This window comes from Pseudomonas jessenii, from assembly GCF_002236115.1.
Taxonomy (GTDB): Bacteria; Pseudomonadota; Gammaproteobacteria; order Pseudomonadales; family Pseudomonadaceae; genus Aquipseudomonas; species Aquipseudomonas jessenii.
Map to the genome: position 1 here is coordinate 216,543 of NZ_NIWT01000007.1, position 17,604 is coordinate 234,146.

Here is a 17,604-nt window from a genome sequence, read left to right on the forward strand (position 1 = left end):
GCAAATCTTTGTCAATATTACGTCGCTAAAACAGACGACCGGTGTTTTTTCCTCACAACTATCTGTTTTTAAAAGACATATAGGCGGTTGAGTGCAGGTATAGAGCGAAATGTTATTTCGATTTGTTTCTCCGCCACCTACGCTGCTGCATAAGGGAGCAACGCAGCGATTTCGGAAGACTCGCCATCCATAGAGCGACCAGCCTGCGTGTCCATAAGCTGTTTACTGGACTACATTTACTGTTAGCTGTTGCGCGCCAAGGGCAATCGGCTTTTCGCAGTGGGAGGATCAAAATGCCCAAGCAGTCGAGCATCCGTTCAGAACTGGCCGACGCGCTCTTTCGTCTGCGCCGCAGCTTTTATTTGCTGGCAGGGTTCAGCGGCGTCATAAACGTCATGATGTTGACGCCAGCTATTTATATGCTGCAGGTTTACGATCGAGCCCTGGTCAGTCGCAACGTCACGACACTGACAATGCTGACTGTTCTGGTAGTAGGTTTGTTCTTGCTGATGTCCACGCTGGAAATGGTCCGCACCCGTGTACTGATCCGGGTCGGAAACTGCCTCGACATGGACCTCAACCGACGCATTTTCACCGCTGCATTCGAGCGCAACCTGAACCGCGCCGGAGGTAACCCGGCCCAGGCCCTGCAAGATCTCTCCCAGGTTCGTCAGTTCGTCACCGGTAACTCCCTGTTCGCTTTCTTCGATGCACCGTGGACGCCGATCTACCTGCTGGTCGCCTATTTGATTCACCCGATACTCGGACTGATCACGCTGATCGGCTCGCTGATTCTGGTGGCCCTGGCCTGGCTCACTGAAAAGGCGACGCAGAAGCCGCTGGCCGAAGCCAATCAGGCCGCCCTCTCCTCCAGCCAGTACGCCAACAACAACCTGCGCAACGCCGAGGTCATCGAGGCCATGGGCATGCTGCCGTCGATCAGCAAGCGCTGGTTCCAAAGCCATTTGCGCATTCTGGAAATGCAGACCCTGGCCTCAGACCGCGCCGCCTTGATCAGCAGCACCGGGCGCTTCGTGCGGATCACGTTGCAGTCACTGATCCTCGGCGCCGGCGCGCTGCTGGCGATCGAAGGCAAGATCACCCCGGGGATGATGATTGCCTGCTCGATCCTCACCGGTCGCGCGCTGGGTCCGGTGGAACAGGTCATCGCGTCGTGGAAGCAACTGCTCGGCTGCCGCTCGGCCTGGGGCCGGCTCAACGAGATGCTGCAAGACTTTCCGCGCCGGCCACCGAGCATGTCGCTGCAACGACCAATGGGCATGCTGGCGGTGGAGAATGTGTATGCAGGTGCTCCGGGTACCCCCAACACGATTCTGCGCGGAGTGAGTTTCAGCCTTGTCCCCGGTGAAAGCCTCGGCGTTATCGGCCCATCCGCCTCGGGCAAATCCACCCTCGCCCGCCTGCTGGTTGGCGTCTGGCCGACGCAGGCCGGCAAGGTGCGCCTGGACGGTGCGGACATATTCACCTGGAACAAGGGCGAGCTTGGCCCCTGGCTCGGCTACCTGCCACAGGACGTGGAACTGTTCGAGGGCAATATCGCCGACAACATTGCGCGCTTTGGCGAAGTGGACAGCGAAGCGGTCATCCGCGCCGCCAAGATCACTGGTGTGCACGAGATGATCCTGCGTTTTCCGCAGGGTTATGACACCCGCCTGGGCACCGATGGCAGCCCGCTATCCGGTGGCCAGAAGCAGCGCATCGCCTTGGCCCGCGCGCTGTATGGCGAGCCCAATCTGATCGTGCTGGACGAACCGAACGCCAACCTCGACGACGTCGGCGAAAAGGCCTTGGTCGATGCCCTGGCCGAACTCAAGGGCCGTGGCGCCACCGTCATTCTGATTTCTCACCGTCCCAACGTACTCTGTGCCGTCGATAAGGTGCTGATGCTGCGCGACGGCGGCGTGCAGATGCTCGGCACGCGCGATGAAGTATTCGCAGCGCTGCGCAAGGCCAGTGTGATCCCTGCAAGCGCGTCGACTCCACTGGCCTCCGTCAAAGCACGGGAGTGACCGATCATGCAACTGAGCCAACACACCGAGATGATTCAAGCCGATCCCAGGAGCGTGGTAGATCTGGACGTCGGTAAACCCGCGCGCTGGGGCGTGTGGCTGGTGCTCGCCGGTTTTGGCGGCTTCCTCCTGTGGTCCTGGCTGGCACCGCTGGATGCCGGCGTGGTAGCGACAGGCACGGTCAAAGTCACCAGTAATCGCAAAGCCGTGCAGCATCTGAGCGGCGGTACCGTGGAGGCCATCCTCGTTCGCGAAGGCGATCTGGTAACAAAGGGTCAGGAGGTGGTCCGCCTCGATTCGTTGCGTGCCCTTGCCGAACAGGGGGCGGTCAGCGCCCAGTACATCGTCAGCAAGACGGTGGAAAACCGTCTGGAAGCGGAACGTGACAACCGCGACGTGGTGAACTTCGATCCCGAACTGCTCAAGCGCTTCAAGGGTGACCAACGCCTGGAAGCCGCCATGGACCTGCAACAGCGCCTGCTCGATACACGGCGCGCCGGTCTCGCTGGCGAGATCAGCATCCTGAAGGAAAACCTGGCGGCGTCGGCAGTGCAGCTCAAGGGCCTGCAGCAGGTCTATAGCGCCCGTGCCTCGCAGATCAGTTTCCTCAACCAGGAACTGCAAGGCACCCGCGTGCTGTCGGCCGAAGGCTATGTGCCGCGCAACCGCCTGCTTGAGCTGGAGCGCAGCAATGCCGACCTCTCCGCCGGCCAGGCCGAGAACCTCAACAACATTGCCCGGGTGCGTAGCCAGACCACCGAAATCAAGCTGCGCATCCTGCAGCGCCAGCACGATTACCTGAAGGAAGTCGAATCGCAGTTGACGGAAACCGCCAAGGAAAACACCACCCTGGCCGACCGCTTGCGCGCCCTCGACTATGAAGTGACGCACACGGTGATTCGTTCGCCGATCGACGGCATGGTCCAGGCCCTGAGCATCGCCACCGTCGGCGGGATCATTCAGCCCGGCTTCAAGATCATGGAAATCGTTCCGCTCAACGAACCGTTGCAGGTCGACGCGATGATTCCCGTGCAGGCCATCGACAAGATGGCCCCCGGCCTGCCCGTGGACATTTCCTTCCCGGCCTTCAACCATGCCCAGACGCCTAACATCCCCGGACGCGTGATGACTATCTCCGCCGACCGCCTGATGGACGAGGAAAGCAAGCAGCCGTTCTATCTGGCCCAGGTGGAAGTCACCCCCGATGGCATGAGCCTGCTTGGCAGCAATCACATTCGCCCCGGCATGCCCGCCAGCGTCACCATCAAGACCGGCGAACGCAACATGATGAGCTATCTTCTTAAACCAATGCTCGAACGTGTGGACAGCTCATTCAAGGAACAATGAAATGGACCGTCATTGCCTGCTCTTCTGCCTGCTGGGGCTGGCCTTGCCGGCCAGCGCCATGGACCTCAAGCAAGCCTGGGACCTGTTGCAGTTCCAGGGCCCTATCTACCAGGCCGCCGTGAATGAAAAAAAGGCCGGCGGGGAAAATCGCGCCATCGGCAAGGCCGGCCTGTTACCGCAGGTCAACGCCTCGGCCTACAACAACAAGGTCAATGGTACTCAAAGCCAGAACAACATCGACAGAGATCTCCATTACGACTCCAAGGGCGCCAACGTGCGCCTGCGCCAGCCGCTGTTCAACAAACAGAAGATGGCCGAGTACCGCCAGGGTCAGCAACGTGCCGACTACAGCAATGCGGTATTCGATGCCAAGAGCCAGGACGCCGCGGTGCGCTTGGCCGAAAGCTATTTCGATGTGCTCCTGGCCAGCGAAACCATCACCCTGGCCAAGTCCAAGCTGAACGCCTTCGACGAACAACTCGCCTCGGCGAAACGGCGCCTGGAACTGGGGGCCGGCACCGTCACCGACGTCGACGAGTCGACCGCCCGCCGTGACCTCGCCGAAGCCGAACTGATCGAAGCGCAGGACAACCTGGTCAACGCGCGCCGCAAGCTCGAGGAATACATCGGTGAAACCCCCGAATCGCTGACCACCTTGCGTCCGAGCTTCGATACGCCACCACTGCTGCCAAGCAACCTGCAGGACTGGTTGGTCAAAGCCCAGACCGATAGCCCGCTGATCCATGCTCGCCGCTATAGCCGTGACCTCGCCGAAGAAGAAGTGAAGCGCGCCAGGGCCGGCCACTGGCCGACACTGGATTTCATCGCCGGCTACACCGCGGGTGAGAGCCAATCACTCTCCGAGCTGAATCAACGCAACCGCTACGGTTCGATCGGACTGGAAGTCAATTTCCCGCTGTTCAGCGGTGGCGGCGTCAGCGCTCTGACACGCCAGGCCAGCGCCAACAGCGACAAGGCCCTGGATGAACTCGACGCTGCGCGACAGGAAGTCATCACCGGAACCACCCGTGAGTTTCAAGGCATTCTGAGCGGTGCAAGACGCATTCGCGCGCTGGAGAAGGCCGTAGCGTCCAACGAACGCTCACTGGCATCTTCACGCAAGGGTTTCAAGGAAGGCGGCACCAGCACCAACTCGGACGTCCTCAATGCCGAAGAGCTGCTTTTCGTTGCGCGCCACGATCTGTTCGAGGCCAAGTTGCGCTATTTGATGTCGCGCCTGCGCCTGGCCTCCTCGGTGGGCAGCCTGGGCGACGACGATATCGACCAGATCAACAACTACCTCGGCCCGGAACTGCTGGTCACCAACTGACGCTCACCTGCCGGTCGGTCAAGCCACATGATGGCAGACCGGCGCCCCTCCTCCCAAGATCGCCATCCTGGTATTCATGGCCGCGTCGCGGCGCAGAAAGGCAGCCGCCGGCGAAAAAAACAGCCAACGCTTGAAATTTGCCCACTAAGGCCTTGATTCCCTTTATGCTCGAACCGGTTCCAGGCTGTAAACTGTTTCCCCATGCGCAAACTTTTGTACCTGACATTTTCCATGGCGTTGCTCGCCGCCCTCACGACCTACGCGATGTGGGCCGCAAACCGGCCGGTGGGTCATTACCTTTCGGATCTGCGGATCAACCTGGCTGTCGACCAGGGCACGCCTGCGGACCGTGGCAATCTGTTGGGCATTCAGCCCGAACTGTTTCCCACCGATTATCAAAGCCCCGAGCGTTTGCACCGCAAGCTCGCGGCCTATCTGCAAGCAGCCCGGGACCAGGGTCTGTTGAACGGCAAGACCGTCGTCGTGTTGCCGGAGCACATCGGTACCTGGCTGATGGTCAGCGGCGAGAAGGATGAGCTGTATCAGGCCAGCACCCTCAAGGAGGCCATGAACTGGCTGGCGGTGAGCAACCCCCTGAAGTTCGCCAAGGCGTTGATCAGCGCCGAAGGCGGCAACCGTCTGGACGATGCCCACCTGCGCATGAAAGCCAAGGCGATGGCCAGAGACTACCAGGCATTGTTCGGAGGGCTGGCCAGGGAATTCCACGTGACGCTGGTGGCGGGTTCCATCGTACTGCCCGAGCCGAGCATCATCGACGGCACCTTGAGAATCGGCCGCGGCGCGCTGTACAACAGCAGCGTGGTGTTCAACAGCGAGGGCATGCCGATCGGCCAGCCCCAGCGCCAGATACACCCGTTCTTCGCAGAGCAGAACGGGATCAAGGCGAACGGCGAGCACTCGCTCAATGTCGTTGATACCCCCGCCGGAAGGCTGGGCGTATTGATCGGTCACGACAGCTGGTACCCGGAAAACTACCTCAAGCTCAACGACCAAAGCGTACAACTGGTCGCGGTACCGGCCTTTGTTGCCGGCCGTGGCACCTGGGATCAACCGTGGCGTGGCTACAGGGGCTCGTCAGCGCCGACATCGGTCATCTTGAAGCCTGGAGAAGTCAGTGAAGGCCAGGCCTGGCAGCGCCTGAATCTCACGACCCGGACACCTGCCAGTCAAGCCGTCGCTGGCATGAGTGTGTTCCTGCGGGGTCAGTTCTGGGATCAGGGCAGCGCCGGACACAGTTTCCTCAGCAGCAACGGCCAGCATTTTGCCGACGGCAATGCCCATGGTGCGCGTTTGCTGAACCTCTGGTTGTAGCCATGAAGCCGCAGCCGATGCGCCTGGGCGATCTGTCGGTGGGCTTTGTTCATAGCCTGGCCGATGCCGTGCGCAGTCATGGCGTCGATCCTCAGCCACTGCTCGATCAATACGGCCTCGACGCCGGGCGCCTGAGCGAAGCCGGTGCCCGACTGTCGATACCGCGCTACATGCGCCTGGGCCACAGCGCCATTCAACTGACCGGCAACCCGGCCCTTGGCTTGCGCATGGGCCAGCTCAGTCGCCTGAGCCAGGCTGGCCTTGCTGGCGTCACTGCGGCCCAGGCGCCGACGGTACGTGAAGCCGCCCGCTGCCTGATTCGATTCGAAGCCTTGTATGGCTCCAATTATCGGGGTCAATCAAGCTTTCACGAAGACGCCCAGGGCGCCTGGCTGCGCTTCTATTCGATCAGCCCCTATAACGCCTACAACCGCTTTGTGGTGGATTCGATCATCGCCGGCTGGTTGCAGCAATTGTCCAGTGTCAGCCCTGCCCCGCTGCGCGCCGAACGCATCGAGATCGAATTCGAGGAGCCCGGCTACCGCGCGGCCTATGACGTGTTGGGTGACTGTCCGATTCAGTTTGGCGGCGAGCGCAATCAACTGCGCTTGAGCCTGGAAAGTCTCGCCCAGCGCAACCCCGAGCATTGCCCGAGTACCTGGCGGCATTTGCTGCAACTGTGTGAGCGAGAACTGGAACAACTGACACGCACCCGCAGCCTGCGCGAACGCATCATCGCGCTGCTGGGCCCCCTGCTCAATGGTGGCCGGGAACCCGACCTGCAAGAGGTGGCGGCACGCCTGAAGCTGCCCACCTGGACCCTGCGCCGCAAGCTCGCCGAAGAAGGCACGCAGTTTCGTGCAATTCTCAACGACACCCGTCGCGACCTGGCCATGACCTACATACGCGACACCGAACTGGCGTTCGGAGAGATCGCCTACCTGCTGGGTTTTGCCTCAGCCGAAGCGTTTCAACGCGCATACAAACGCTGGAACGGACAGACCCCCGGCGAATTTCGCCGCAGTCATCGCCAATCCGCCTGATACCTACAACTCGGTAGCGTCTTCCGCCGGCTCCAGTGGGTCCAGTTCGAAAGCCTGGTACTCGAGCAACTCTTCTTGATAATCGTCCATTTTTGAATCCCCCAACCCATATTAAAAACGTCTGAATAAATGACCAATTCCCAGAGCATAAAGTGCCCGCATGAAAGAAAAATGACGCGGACACGACACTCTGTCGCTACTGAATAAAACGTAGCAGCTGGTCAGGAATTTATCATCGGATTTTTTCGCGGGAGGCCACAGAACAGTGGTCTTGGTTGACGAGGGTCAATCTTTTGGCTGGCCACGGGATCGGGTCATCCGACCCGATTCCGTGCCATATCCATCACTGGCCTGAGGCAGGCATCGCCGGGATGGGTTCGCTCGGCGCAGGCAAGTCACTCGGGTTCGACGGTGGCGTGACGATTTCCTGGAACGATGCAGGCTCTACACGCTCGGTCGGCGTGATCGGCGCCGCTTCAGGAGGCGGGGCAACCGGCTCGGAGGCCGCTGGAGCCGCTTCAATGGATGCAGGTGCAGGCGCTGGTGCAGCAGGCTCTACAGCGGGAGCCGCTGCCGGGGCAGGTGCCAGTGGTGCCGGCGCTGCCTGGGCTTCAGGCATGCCCAAGTCCGTTTTCGGCTTTTCGGGGATGTGCGCAGCCTTTTTCGCTTCCGGCGGCAGGAACAGTTCGACCAGTGCGAAGAAACGCTCGTAGAACTTGGCAGACGATACGGTTTCGCTGGCGACCTTGACCATCGAGTCATCGGAGGAGCCGATCGGCATCGACACCGAGCCCAACACACCCACACCGAGACTGGCGGAGTTGTTGGTCTTCTTCAGCGCATAACGATCCTGCAGGGCGTTGGCGAATACGGTCGCGTGGTGCCCTTCGCTGCCGTCATCGGTACAGACCACGCTGAAGCTGATCTCCATGTGGTTCTCGCCGGTCTGCTGGAAGCTCTTGTGACCGCTGACCAGCTTCGAATCGTTGCTGGTGATGATGTAACCCTGGCTGAGCAAGGCACGACGAGCGGCTTCACAGCTCTGGGTATCGGTGACCGGATAGTTTCGGGAAAAGGTACCGGAGTCGTCGAAATTCTCATGCTCATAGATGGCGGTCTTGTTCGATGAACAACCGGCCGCAGTAGCAAGCACGGCTGCCAGTCCGACAACCCGCATGGGAAGTGATTTAAACATTGAACATCCTGAAGAAAACGGTTCGGGGCATATTGTGCAACAGATCGATGCTTAGCGGAGCATCGATCATGTCTTAAAACGGTTACAGGCTGATTGACCCCGGTTTTACGCAAAAGTCACCGCGGCAAGTGACGTACGGCCAAACAAAAAGACCCCAGCCTTCCGGCCGGGGTCTTTTGTGCAGCGCTAAACCTGATCAGGCATCAGTAACGCTTGATTTCCGCCTGGCTTTCCAGCTGCTTGCGGTAAGCCGCGAAGTCTTGCTGGCCGATGCGGGAAGCGAGGTAGCGACGATACTGTGCTTTCTCTTCTTCGGTCGGCGCCGCTGCTTCGTTCACGCCATTGAGGCGCACGATCATCAGGCTGCCATCCGCCAGCGTCACGCTGGTGAAGGTCGGCTTGTCCTTGGACGCAGGCTTCGCCATGCGGAACAGCGCTTGCAGCACCGCAGGGTCGACCCCTTCCTGAGCGCGAGTCGCCGCCTCGGTGACTTTCCAGGCCTGGCCGTCGACCGCCTGATCCAGCGGGGTCTTGCCATCGCGCAGGCTGGCAATCAGGGCGTCAGCCTTGGTCTTGGCATCGGCGCTGGCGTGTTCCTTGGCCAATTGCACACGGATCGCAGCAGAGACGCTTTCCAGCGGCAATTGCGAAGGCTTCAGGTGCTCCTTGGCACGCAACACGACCACGGTTTCCGGATCGAGCTCGATGGCAGTGCTGTTCGCACCCTCATCCAGGACCTCCGGGCTGAACGCGGCAGTGATCACGGCACGGTTGGCTGCAATACCCTCACCGCCTTCACGGCCGAACGGCTTGGACGTGTGGACGTTCAGTTTCAGGTCTTGTGCCGGTTGCGCCAGGTCCGACGCTTCGAATGAAGCGTCTTCCAGTTGCTTGGTCGCCTCGACAAAACGCTGTTCGACCTGCTGGGCCTTCAACTCGCGGGTCAGCTTGTCTTTCAGGCTGGCGAATGTCGGAACTTCAGGCGCTTCCACGCCCAACAGCTTGATCAGGTGGAACCCGAAATCGGTGCGAACCGGCGCGGAAACCTGGTCCTTGGCCAACGAATACAGGGCTTTCTCGAACGCCGGGTCGTAGACGCCAGGACCGGCATAACCCAGGTCACCGCCGTTGTTCGCCGAACCCGGATCCTGGGAGAATTCCTTGGCCAGCGCCTCGAATTTCTCGCCCTTGGCCAGACGAGCCTGAATCTCTTCGACCTTCGCCTTGGCTTGCGCCTCGGTGGTCTTGTCATTCACTTCAATCAGAATGTGCGCCGCCTGGCGTTGCTCGGACAGGTTCGCGATTTCTTTCTGATAGGCCGCCTGCAGGTCTTCGTCATTGACGCTGACCTGATCGAAGAAGGAAGCCTTCTTCAGCTCGAGGTAATCGATGACCACCTGATCCGGCGTCATGAATTCCTTGGCATGCTCGTCGTAGTAGGCCTTGACCTCATCGTCGGTCAGCTTCACCGCTGCCGGGTCGGCCTTGATGTTCAGCGAGGCGAAATCGCGGGTCTGTTTTTCCAGACGGGCAAACGCCAGTACCTGTGCATCGGTCACGAAACCGCTACCGGCGAGACCGGCACGCAGCTGACCAATCAGCATTTCCTGAGCCAGCATCTGGCGGAATTGCATGCGGGTATAGCCGAGTTGGCGAATCACCTGGTCGAAACGCTCGGAGCTGAACTTGCCATCCACCTGAAACTCAGGCGTTTGCAGGATGACCTGATCCAGAGCCGCTTCGGAAAAGGCGAATTTCGAGTCTTCTGCGCCTTGCAGCAGCAGTTTGCGATCGATCAGGCCCTTGAGAGCCGACTCGCGCAGCATTTTTTCATCGAGCAAGGAAGCATCGAAATCCTTGCCCAGCTGTTGCATGAGCTGACGGCGTTGCATATCGACCGCCTGGCTCAGTTCGTTCTGGCTGATTTCTTCGCCATTGACCTTCGCCGCTTCATTCGTGTTCGTCGTGGCCTGAAAAATGGCGTCGAAACCGGTCAAAGCCATCAGTGCAACGATGACCCCGATAATAGTCTTGGCAATCCAGCCTTGTGAATTGTCCCTGATATTCTGCAGCATGCGTCCCCCAGAAACGGTTGAACTTCAAAAATTAGGCAACCGTGGAGCGTGGGTAGAATCCGGATAGAAGAAAGGCGCATCCGAGGATGCGCCTTCTCGTAACTGGCGGAGCGGATCGAGGGGCTCGAACTGGCGACCCTCGGTGTCTTGAACCGGCGACCTGCAGTCAGGACTGCCGCTCCGCTGCCAAGTCAGGCATGACCCCGACCCGGATGGGTAAAAACCTGAATCGAACTTAGTTGACAGCTTCTTTCAGTGCTTTACCGGCTTTGAAACCTGGTTTTTTGGCTGCTGCGATTTCCAGCGTCTTACCGGTCTGTGGGTTACGACCAATGCGAGCCGGACGATCAGTTACGGAGAAGGTACCGAAACCAACCAGAACAACAGAGTCGCCAGCCTTGAGAGCGCCAGTGACGGATTCGATTACAGCGTCCAGCGCACGGCCAGCAGCAGCTTTCGGGATATCAGCGGATGCAGCGATAGCATCAATCAGTTCCGACTTGTTCACTCTAAGTCCCCTTATATCTATTTGAGTATGATTCTAAGTTTTTTTGGTGAAAGCAAAAACGAGTGCTGAATGGCCTACAGACACTTAAGAGCCGCTTTATAACAAGGGCTCTAAAAAGCTGTCAAGAAAGCCCCCCAGGCAAATACGTACTAATGCGTGCTAATTCTTTCCTTAGAATCTGCGTCGCGTTTCTCATCCTTCGCGACTATCTCCGGAGCCACGTCCGGCAAGGGCTCCGGCGCGTATTGCAACGCAATTTGCAGGACCTCGTCAATCCATTTAACCGGTTTAATCTGTAGATCCTGCTTGATATTGTCCGGAATCTCTTTGAGATCGCGCACATTCTCTTCAGGAATGATCACTGTCTTGATTCCGCCACGGTGGGCAGCCAACAGTTTTTCTTTCAAGCCACCAATGGCCAAGACCTGGCCACGCAACGTGATCTCGCCGGTCATGGCGACATCCGCGCGTACCGGAATGCCGGTCAATGCCGATACCAGGGCCGTGCACATGCCTACACCGGCGCTAGGGCCATCCTTTGGCGTCGCCCCTTCCGGCATATGGATGTGTGTGTCGCGCTTCTCATGGAAGTCCAGAGGGATCCCCAGGCTCTTCGCCCTGCTGCGGACAACGGTCAAGGCCGCGGTGATCGATTCGACCATCACGTCACCCAAGGAACCGGTCTTGATCAACTGGCCCTTGCCCGGTACGACGGCCGCTTCGATGGTCAGCAGCTCGCCACCCACCTGAGTCCACGCCAACCCGGTCACCTGGCCAATCTGATCCTGCTGCTCGGCCAGGCCGTAGCGGAATTTACGCACGCCCAGGAAGTGCTCCAGCATGTCTGCGGTGACCTTCACCGAGAAGCGTTTCTCCAGCGCATGTTCCTTGACGGCCTTGCGGCAAACCTTGGCAATCTGGCGCTCCAGCCCACGCACACCGGCTTCACGGGTGTAGTAGCGGATGATGTCGCGGATCGCTTCTGCGTCGAACTCCAGCTCGCCTTTCTTCAGGCCGTTGGCCGTAATCTGCTTTGGCGAAAGGTATTTGACGGCGATGTTGATCTTCTCGTCTTCGGTGTAGCCCGGCAGACGGATCACTTCCATCCGGTCCAGCAACGCCGGCGGGATGTTCATCGAGTTCGAAGTGCACAGGAACATCACATCGGACAGGTCGTAATCGACTTCCAGATAGTGATCGTTGAAGTTGTGGTTCTGCTCGGGATCGAGCACCTCCAGCAACGCCGATGCCGGATCGCCACGCATGTCGCTGCCCATCTTGTCGATTTCATCGAGCAGGAACAGCGGGTTGCGGACACCCACTTTTGTCATCTTTTGAATCAATCTTCCTGGCATCGAACCGATGTAAGTACGGCGATGGCCACGAATTTCCGCCTCGTCACGCACGCCACCGAGGGCCATGCGCACGAATTTGCGGTTGGTGGCGTGAGCAATCGACTCCGCCAGGGACGTTTTACCCACCCCGGGAGGACCGACCAGGCACAGCACCGGACCACGAATTTTCTTCACGCGCTTTTGCACGGCGAGGTATTCGAGGATGCGTTCCTTGACCTCTTCGAGGCCATAGTGGTCGGCATCCAGAATGTCTTCTGCACGCGCCAGGTCCAGGCGCACCTTGCTCTGGGCCTTCCACGGCACTTGAACCAGCCAGTCGATGTACGAACGCACCACGGTCGCTTCCGCGGACATCGGCGACATCTGCTTGAGCTTGTTCAGCTCGGCCGTCGCCTTGGCCAGCGCGTCTTTCGGCAGGCCGGCGGCATCGATACGCTTTTTCAGCTCTTCGACTTCGTTGTGGCCTTCGTCACTGTCGCCGAGCTCTTTCTGAATGGCCTTCATCTGCTCATTCAGGTAGTACTCGCGCTGACTGCGCTCCATTTGTTTCTTGACGCGGCCGCGAATGCGTTTTTCGACTTGCAACAGATCGATCTCGGCATCCAGCAACGCCAGAACGTGCTCGACCCGGGCCGACAAATCGATGATTTCGAGGATTTCCTGCTTCTGTTCGATCTTCAGCGCCATGTGCGCGGCCATGGTGTCCACCAGGCGGCCTGGCTCATCGATGCTGTTGAGCGACGACAGGACTTCAGCCGGGACTTTCTTGCCCAACTGCACGTATTGCTCGAACTGGGACAGCAAGCTGCGAACGAACACTTCCGACTCGCGCTCTGGCGCTTCAACTTCGTCGATCAGGGAGACTTCGGCACGGCAGTGGCCGTCCACTTCGCTGAAGCGCTCGACAGCGCCCCGCTGCTCGCCTTCGACCAGAACCTTGACCGTTCCGTCAGGCAGCTTGAGCAGCTGCAGAACGGTGGCAATCGTACCAACGCGATACAGGGCATCTTCACCGGGATCGTCGTCAGCCGGGTTTCTCTGGGCCAGCAGAAGGATCTGCTTGTCACCCGTCATCGCAGCCTCGAGGGCTTCGATGGATTTCTCGCGCCCCACGAACAGCGGGATAACCATGTGCGGATAAACCACGACATCACGCAATGGCAGGAGAGGCAATTCGATGGTTGTCTTCATGATTTCGCCTCTACGGCGGCCATAAGGCCGTAAACAGATGGAAGTAAGCTTGAAACCAAGATGGGGGCTGCCCAGGAAAAAAACAAGCGGATAAAAGAACCACTTGAAAGATTGCAGCATACGGATGCTGCTGTGACGGGCCGGATACGCCTTCAAAGACCGCCTTCGCTGGCAAGCCGGCTCCTGCAGGCCAGATCCCGAAATAGCAAAGGGGCCCGAAGGCCCCTTCTTTATTCAAGCTGCGTGACGCTTATGCGTCTGGCGCAGCCTTGGCGGTCGGCTCACTGTTTTCATAGATATACAGTGGCTTGGACTTGCCTTCTATCACGCTTTCATCGATCACTACTTTGCTCACCTCCGATTGCGAGGGGATTTCATACATAGTGTCGAGCAATACACCTTCGAGAATCGAACGCAGGCCACGGGCACCGGTTTTACGCTCCAGGGCACGCTTGGCGACCGATTTCAGAGCGTCGGTCCGGAATTCCAGATCCACGCCTTCCATCTCGAACAGCTTGGCATACTGCTTGGTCAGAGCATTTTTCGGCTCGGTGAGGATCTGCATCAATGCAGCCTCGTCGAGCTCGTCCAGCGTGGCAAGTACCGGTAGACGACCGACGAATTCCGGGATCAGACCGAACTTGACCAGATCGTCAGGCTCGACTTCACGCAGGGACTCACCGACTTTCTTGCCTTCTTCCTTGCTGCGCACTTCTGCATTGAAACCGATGCCACCCTTGGTGGAACGGTTTTGAATGACTTTCTCAAGACCAGAGAACGCGCCACCGCAGATGAACAGGATGTTACGGGTGTCGACCTGCAGGAATTCCTGCTGCGGATGCTTGCGACCACCTTGAGGCGGAACGGAAGCGACCGTGCCTTCGATCAACTTGAGCAGGGCCTGCTGCACGCCTTCACCGGAAACGTCCCGGGTGATCGACGGGTTGTCAGACTTGCGCGAAATCTTGTCGATTTCATCGATGTAGACAATGCCCATCTGGGCCTTTTCCACGTCGTAATCGCATTTCTGCAGCAGCTTCTGAATGATGTTCTCGACATCTTCACCCACGTAACCCGCCTCGGTGAGGGTGGTTGCATCAGCGATGGTGAACGGAACGTTCAGCAAGCGGGCCAGTGTTTCGGCAAGCAGGGTCTTACCCGAGCCTGTCGGGCCGATCAGCAGGATGTTGCTCTTGCCGAGTTCGACGTCGTCATTCTTTTTGTCACGCTGATTCAGGCGCTTGTAGTGGTTGTAAACCGCTACGGCCAGAACCTTTTTCGCACGCTCCTGACCAATCACATACTGATCAAGGATGCCGCTGATTTCTTTAGGCGAAGGCAATTTATGCGCGCTGCTTTCGGCCTGTGCTTCCTGCACCTCCTCGCGGATGATGTCGTTGCACAGGTCGACGCACTCGTCGCAGATAAAGACCGAGGGGCCGGCAATCAATTTGCGTACTTCATGCTGGCTTTTGCCACAGAAGGAGCAATAGAGCAGCTTGCCGTTGTCCTCGCCGTTGCGGGTGTCAGTCATTCGTTCGATCCAAATCCGATAGGCTTGCAACACAAGATGAAGGCTATTGCGGGCTTTTTCAAGCCCGCCGGTGATCGGACCCGCCGACCAACCTTATTTTGAGCTGCTTATTTTAAGCGGGGCGCTGGGTGATCACTTCATCGATCAAGCCGTACTCACGCGCGGCGTCTGCACTCATGAAGTTGTCGCGATTGGTATCGCGCTCGATTTCTTCGAGAGTGCGCCCGCTGTGCTTGGCCATCAGCGTGTTGAGACGCTCACGAATGAAGAGGATTTCCTTGGCATGGATTTCGATATCCGACGCCTGGCCCTGGAAACCGCCCAGTGGCTGGTGAATCATCACACGCGAGTTCGGCAGGCAATAACGCTTGCCAGGTGCACCGGCCGTCAGCAGGAACGCGCCCATGCTGCACGCCTGACCGATACAAGTGGTCGACACATTGGGTTTGATGAACTGCATGGTGTCGTAGATCGACATGCCCGCCGTCACCGAACCGCCCGGGGAGTTGATATAGAGATGGATGTCCTTGTCCGGGTTTTCCGCCTCAAGGAACAGCAGTTGCGCACAGATCAGGTTGGCCATGTAGTCCTCTACGGGGCCCACCAGAAAGATCACCCGCTCCTTGAGGAGACGCGAGTAGATGTCGTAGGCGCGCTCGCCACGAGCGGACTGCTCGACAACCATCGGGACCAGGCCGCCGGCGGCCTGGATATCAGAGTTCTGCTGAATATACGAATTACGGAACATGCTCTGCAGTCACTCCCAAATAGTTATGTCTTGAATACGCATAAGCCAGCTCGAAGGCTGGCTTATGGTGTTTGCTTCTTACCGCAAAAGTGATCAGTCGGCTTGTGGTGCTTCTACCGGCTTGACTGCTTCTTCGTAAGAGACCGATTTGTCGGTCACGCTAGCTTTCTGCAGAACAGTATCCACAACTTGCTCTTCCAGCACAACCGAGCGAACTTCGTTCAGTTGCTGGTCGTTCTTGTAGTACCAGGACACAACTTGCTCAGGTTCCTGGTAGGCCGAAGCCATTTCCTGAATCATCTCGCGAACGCGAGTTTCGTCAGGCTTGAGGTCGAATTGCTTGACCACTTCAGCCACGATCAGACCCAGTACTACGCGGCGCTTGGCTTGCTCTTCGAACAGCTCGGCCGGCAGTTGGTCAGGCTTGATGTTGCCGCCGAACTGCTGAACAGCCTGCACGCGCAGACGGTCAACTTCGTTGGACAGCAGAGCCTTTGGCACTTCGATCGGGTTGGTGGCCAGCAGACCGTCCATTACCTGATTCTTGACCTTGGATTTGATCGCCTGACGCAGTTCACGCTCCATGTTCTTGCGAACTTCGGCGCGGAAGCCTTCCAGACCGGTTTCCTTGATGCCGAATTGAGCGAAGAATTCTTCGGTCAGTTCTGGCAGCTTTGGCTCGGAAACGGTGTTGACGGTCACGGTGAACTCGGCGGTTTTGCCAGCCAGGTCCAGGTTCTGATAGTCCTCTGGGAACGTCAGGTTCAGAACGCGTTCTTCACCGGCTTTGGCGCCAACCAGGCCATCTTCGAAACCAGGGATCATGCGGCCGGAACCCAGAACCAGCTGGGTACCCTTGGCGGAACCGCCAGCGAACACTTCACCGTCGACCTTGCCGACGAAATCGATGTTCAGCTGGTCTTCGTTTTGAGCAGCGCGATCGGCCACTTCGAAACGGGTGTTCTGCTTGCGCAGGATGTCCAGCATCTTGTCCAGATCGGCATCAGACACGTCAGCGCTCAGGCGCTCTACGGTGATACCTTCGAAACCGGCAACGGTGAACTCAGGGAACACTTCGAATACGGCTACGTATTCCAGGTCCTTGCCCGCTTCCAGGGATTTTGGCTCGATCGAAGGCTGACCAGCCGGGTTCAGCTTCTGCTCAACCACAGCTTCATAGAAAGAAGACTGGATCACGTCGCCTACAGCTTCCTGGCGAGCGTCAGCACCGAAACGGCGCTTGATTTCGCTCATTGGCACTTTGCCTGGACGGAAGCCAGCAATCTTGGCCTTTTGGGCGGTCTGCTGCAGACGCTTGTTGACCTGGCTCTCGATGCGCTCAGCCGGCACGGTGACGCTCATGCGGCGCTCAAGAGCAGTAGTATTTTCAACAGAAACTTGCATGGATATTCCTCGTTGCACAGACGTTAGCCGGCCGTTTCCGACCCCAGAATCAAGGGCATGCATTCTAGTGGGTCAAACTCAAGAAGTCACCCTACTGAAAACGGGTAAAAACGCAGCAGGCAATTTATAGGTGCGAATGCACGAATGCACCTCGCCCCGATGGCAAATACAACCAATCACGCCAGGGCTCTGCGCCAACCTTTCCCTATATAGAGAAGGTCGCCAATCATCTCCCTGACAGCCGATCTCGCAAGCAAGGCCGGCGGGCAGGACAGCATCATCGAGAAACATAAATACGACGAAACGCCCGCCCCTGCGACCCGGAACCTGCGGCCGCCGAAACAAAAAAGGCGCCAGACTTTTCAATCTGGCGCCTTTCGAAATATGGGGTGGACGATGGGGATCGAACCCACGACAACGGGAGTCACAATCCCGTGCTCTACCAACTGAGCTACGCCCACCATATTGCCTGTTAAAGAAGCCAAACAACTTCTTTATCAAGCTCCAGCCAG

12 protein-coding genes and 1 tRNA gene are annotated in these 17,604 nt (G+C 58.4%); 5 read left to right on the plus strand and 8 right to left on the minus strand.

The features are described from left to right. The first annotated feature begins 293 nt into the window (after positions 1–293). The 5 genes from PSJE_RS23835 (at position 294) to PSJE_RS23855 (ending at position 7,082) form a co-directional block, all read left to right on the plus strand. The gene (locus tag PSJE_RS23835) at positions 294–2,030 is read left to right on the plus strand and encodes a type I secretion system permease/ATPase (protein WP_090456696.1); all 1,737 of its coding nucleotides are present in this window, start codon (positions 294–296) and stop codon (positions 2,028–2,030) included. Between the two features lie 6 nt (positions 2,031–2,036). Then, positions 2,037–3,377, plus strand: coding sequence for an HlyD family type I secretion periplasmic adaptor subunit (locus tag PSJE_RS23840; protein WP_090456697.1), 1,341 nt, complete (start codon positions 2,037–2,039; stop codon positions 3,375–3,377). A gap of 1 nt (position 3,378) precedes the next feature. Next, positions 3,379–4,707 carry a TolC family outer membrane protein gene (locus PSJE_RS23845; protein ID WP_090456698.1) on the plus strand — a complete coding sequence of 443 codons (1,329 nt, stop codon included), beginning with the start codon at positions 3,379–3,381 and terminating at the stop codon, positions 4,705–4,707. Between the two features lie 201 nt (positions 4,708–4,908). After that, positions 4,909–6,039 carry a carbon-nitrogen hydrolase family protein gene (locus PSJE_RS23850; protein ID WP_090456699.1) on the plus strand — a complete coding sequence of 377 codons (1,131 nt, stop codon included), beginning with the start codon at positions 4,909–4,911 and terminating at the stop codon, positions 6,037–6,039. 2 nt (positions 6,040–6,041) lie between these two features. Continuing rightward, positions 6,042–7,082 (plus strand): AraC family transcriptional regulator, encoded by a 1,041-nt coding sequence (locus tag PSJE_RS23855; protein ID WP_057714096.1) that lies wholly within the window; start codon positions 6,042–6,044, stop codon positions 7,080–7,082. Positions 7,083–7,425: 343 nt separating this feature from the next. Here PSJE_RS23855 and PSJE_RS23860 read toward each other — a convergent pair whose 3' ends face one another. The 8 genes from PSJE_RS23860 to PSJE_RS23895 all read right to left on the minus strand — a co-directional run bounded on the left by PSJE_RS23860 (position 7,426) and on the right by PSJE_RS23895 (position 17,553). Continuing rightward, positions 7,426–8,277, minus strand: coding sequence for a DUF2242 domain-containing protein (locus PSJE_RS23860; protein WP_090456700.1), 852 nt, complete (start codon positions 8,275–8,277; stop codon positions 7,426–7,428). Positions 8,278–8,480: 203 nt separating this feature from the next. After that, positions 8,481–10,352 carry a SurA N-terminal domain-containing protein gene (locus PSJE_RS23865; RefSeq protein WP_090456701.1) on the minus strand — a complete coding sequence of 624 codons (1,872 nt, stop codon included), beginning with the start codon at positions 10,350–10,352 and terminating at the stop codon, positions 8,481–8,483. Between the two features lie 235 nt (positions 10,353–10,587). Further along, positions 10,588–10,860, minus strand: a complete 273-nt coding sequence (locus PSJE_RS23870; protein WP_002552737.1) for an HU family DNA-binding protein — start codon at positions 10,858–10,860, stop codon at positions 10,588–10,590. Positions 10,861–11,009: 149 nt separating this feature from the next. Continuing rightward, a complete protein-coding gene (gene lon, locus PSJE_RS23875; RefSeq protein WP_056722330.1) occupies positions 11,010–13,406 on the minus strand; it encodes an endopeptidase La in 2,397 nt (798 codons plus the stop codon). A 250-nt stretch (positions 13,407–13,656) separates the two neighbouring features. Beyond that, the gene (gene clpX / locus PSJE_RS23880) at positions 13,657–14,940 is read right to left on the minus strand and encodes an ATP-dependent Clp protease ATP-binding subunit ClpX (RefSeq protein WP_008048848.1); all 1,284 of its coding nucleotides are present in this window, start codon (positions 14,938–14,940) and stop codon (positions 13,657–13,659) included. A 112-nt stretch (positions 14,941–15,052) separates the two neighbouring features. Further along, positions 15,053–15,688, minus strand: a complete 636-nt coding sequence (clpP, locus tag PSJE_RS23885) for an ATP-dependent Clp endopeptidase proteolytic subunit ClpP (protein ID WP_090456702.1) — start codon at positions 15,686–15,688, stop codon at positions 15,053–15,055. Between the two features lie 93 nt (positions 15,689–15,781). Then, the gene (gene tig, locus PSJE_RS23890) at positions 15,782–17,092 is read right to left on the minus strand and encodes a trigger factor (RefSeq protein ID WP_057714092.1); all 1,311 of its coding nucleotides are present in this window, start codon (positions 17,090–17,092) and stop codon (positions 15,782–15,784) included. Between the two features lie 385 nt (positions 17,093–17,477). Beyond that, positions 17,478–17,553, minus strand: a tRNA-His gene (locus PSJE_RS23895). Positions 17,554–17,604 lie beyond the last annotated feature (51 nt).

What these genes read in the sequence shown, in the direction of transcription:
- PSJE_RS23835 (WP_090456696.1), top strand. Translation starts at nt 294, where the DNA reads ATGCCCAAGCAGTCGAGCATCCGTTCAGAACTGGCCGACGCGCTCTTT.
- PSJE_RS23840 (WP_090456697.1), top strand. Translation starts at nt 2,037, where the DNA reads ATGCAACTGAGCCAACACACCGAGATGATTCAAGCCGATCCCAGGAGC.
- PSJE_RS23845 (WP_090456698.1), top strand. Translation starts at nt 3,379, where the DNA reads ATGGACCGTCATTGCCTGCTCTTCTGCCTGCTGGGGCTGGCCTTGCCG.
- PSJE_RS23850 (WP_090456699.1), top strand. Translation starts at nt 4,909, where the DNA reads ATGCGCAAACTTTTGTACCTGACATTTTCCATGGCGTTGCTCGCCGCC.
- PSJE_RS23855 (WP_057714096.1), top strand. Translation starts at nt 6,042, where the DNA reads ATGAAGCCGCAGCCGATGCGCCTGGGCGATCTGTCGGTGGGCTTTGTT.
- PSJE_RS23860 (WP_090456700.1), bottom strand. Translation starts at nt 8,277, where the DNA reads ATGTTTAAATCACTTCCCATGCGGGTTGTCGGACTGGCAGCCGTGCTT.
- PSJE_RS23865 (WP_090456701.1), bottom strand. Translation starts at nt 10,352, where the DNA reads ATGCTGCAGAATATCAGGGACAATTCACAAGGCTGGATTGCCAAGACT.
- lon (WP_056722330.1), bottom strand. Translation starts at nt 13,406, where the DNA reads ATGAAGACAACCATCGAATTGCCTCTCCTGCCATTGCGTGATGTCGTG.
- clpX (WP_008048848.1), bottom strand. Translation starts at nt 14,940, where the DNA reads ATGACTGACACCCGCAACGGCGAGGACAACGGCAAGCTGCTCTATTGC.
- clpP (WP_090456702.1), bottom strand. Translation starts at nt 15,688, where the DNA reads ATGTTCCGTAATTCGTATATTCAGCAGAACTCTGATATCCAGGCCGCC.
- tig (WP_057714092.1), bottom strand. Translation starts at nt 17,092, where the DNA reads ATGCAAGTTTCTGTTGAAAATACTACTGCTCTTGAGCGCCGCATGAGC.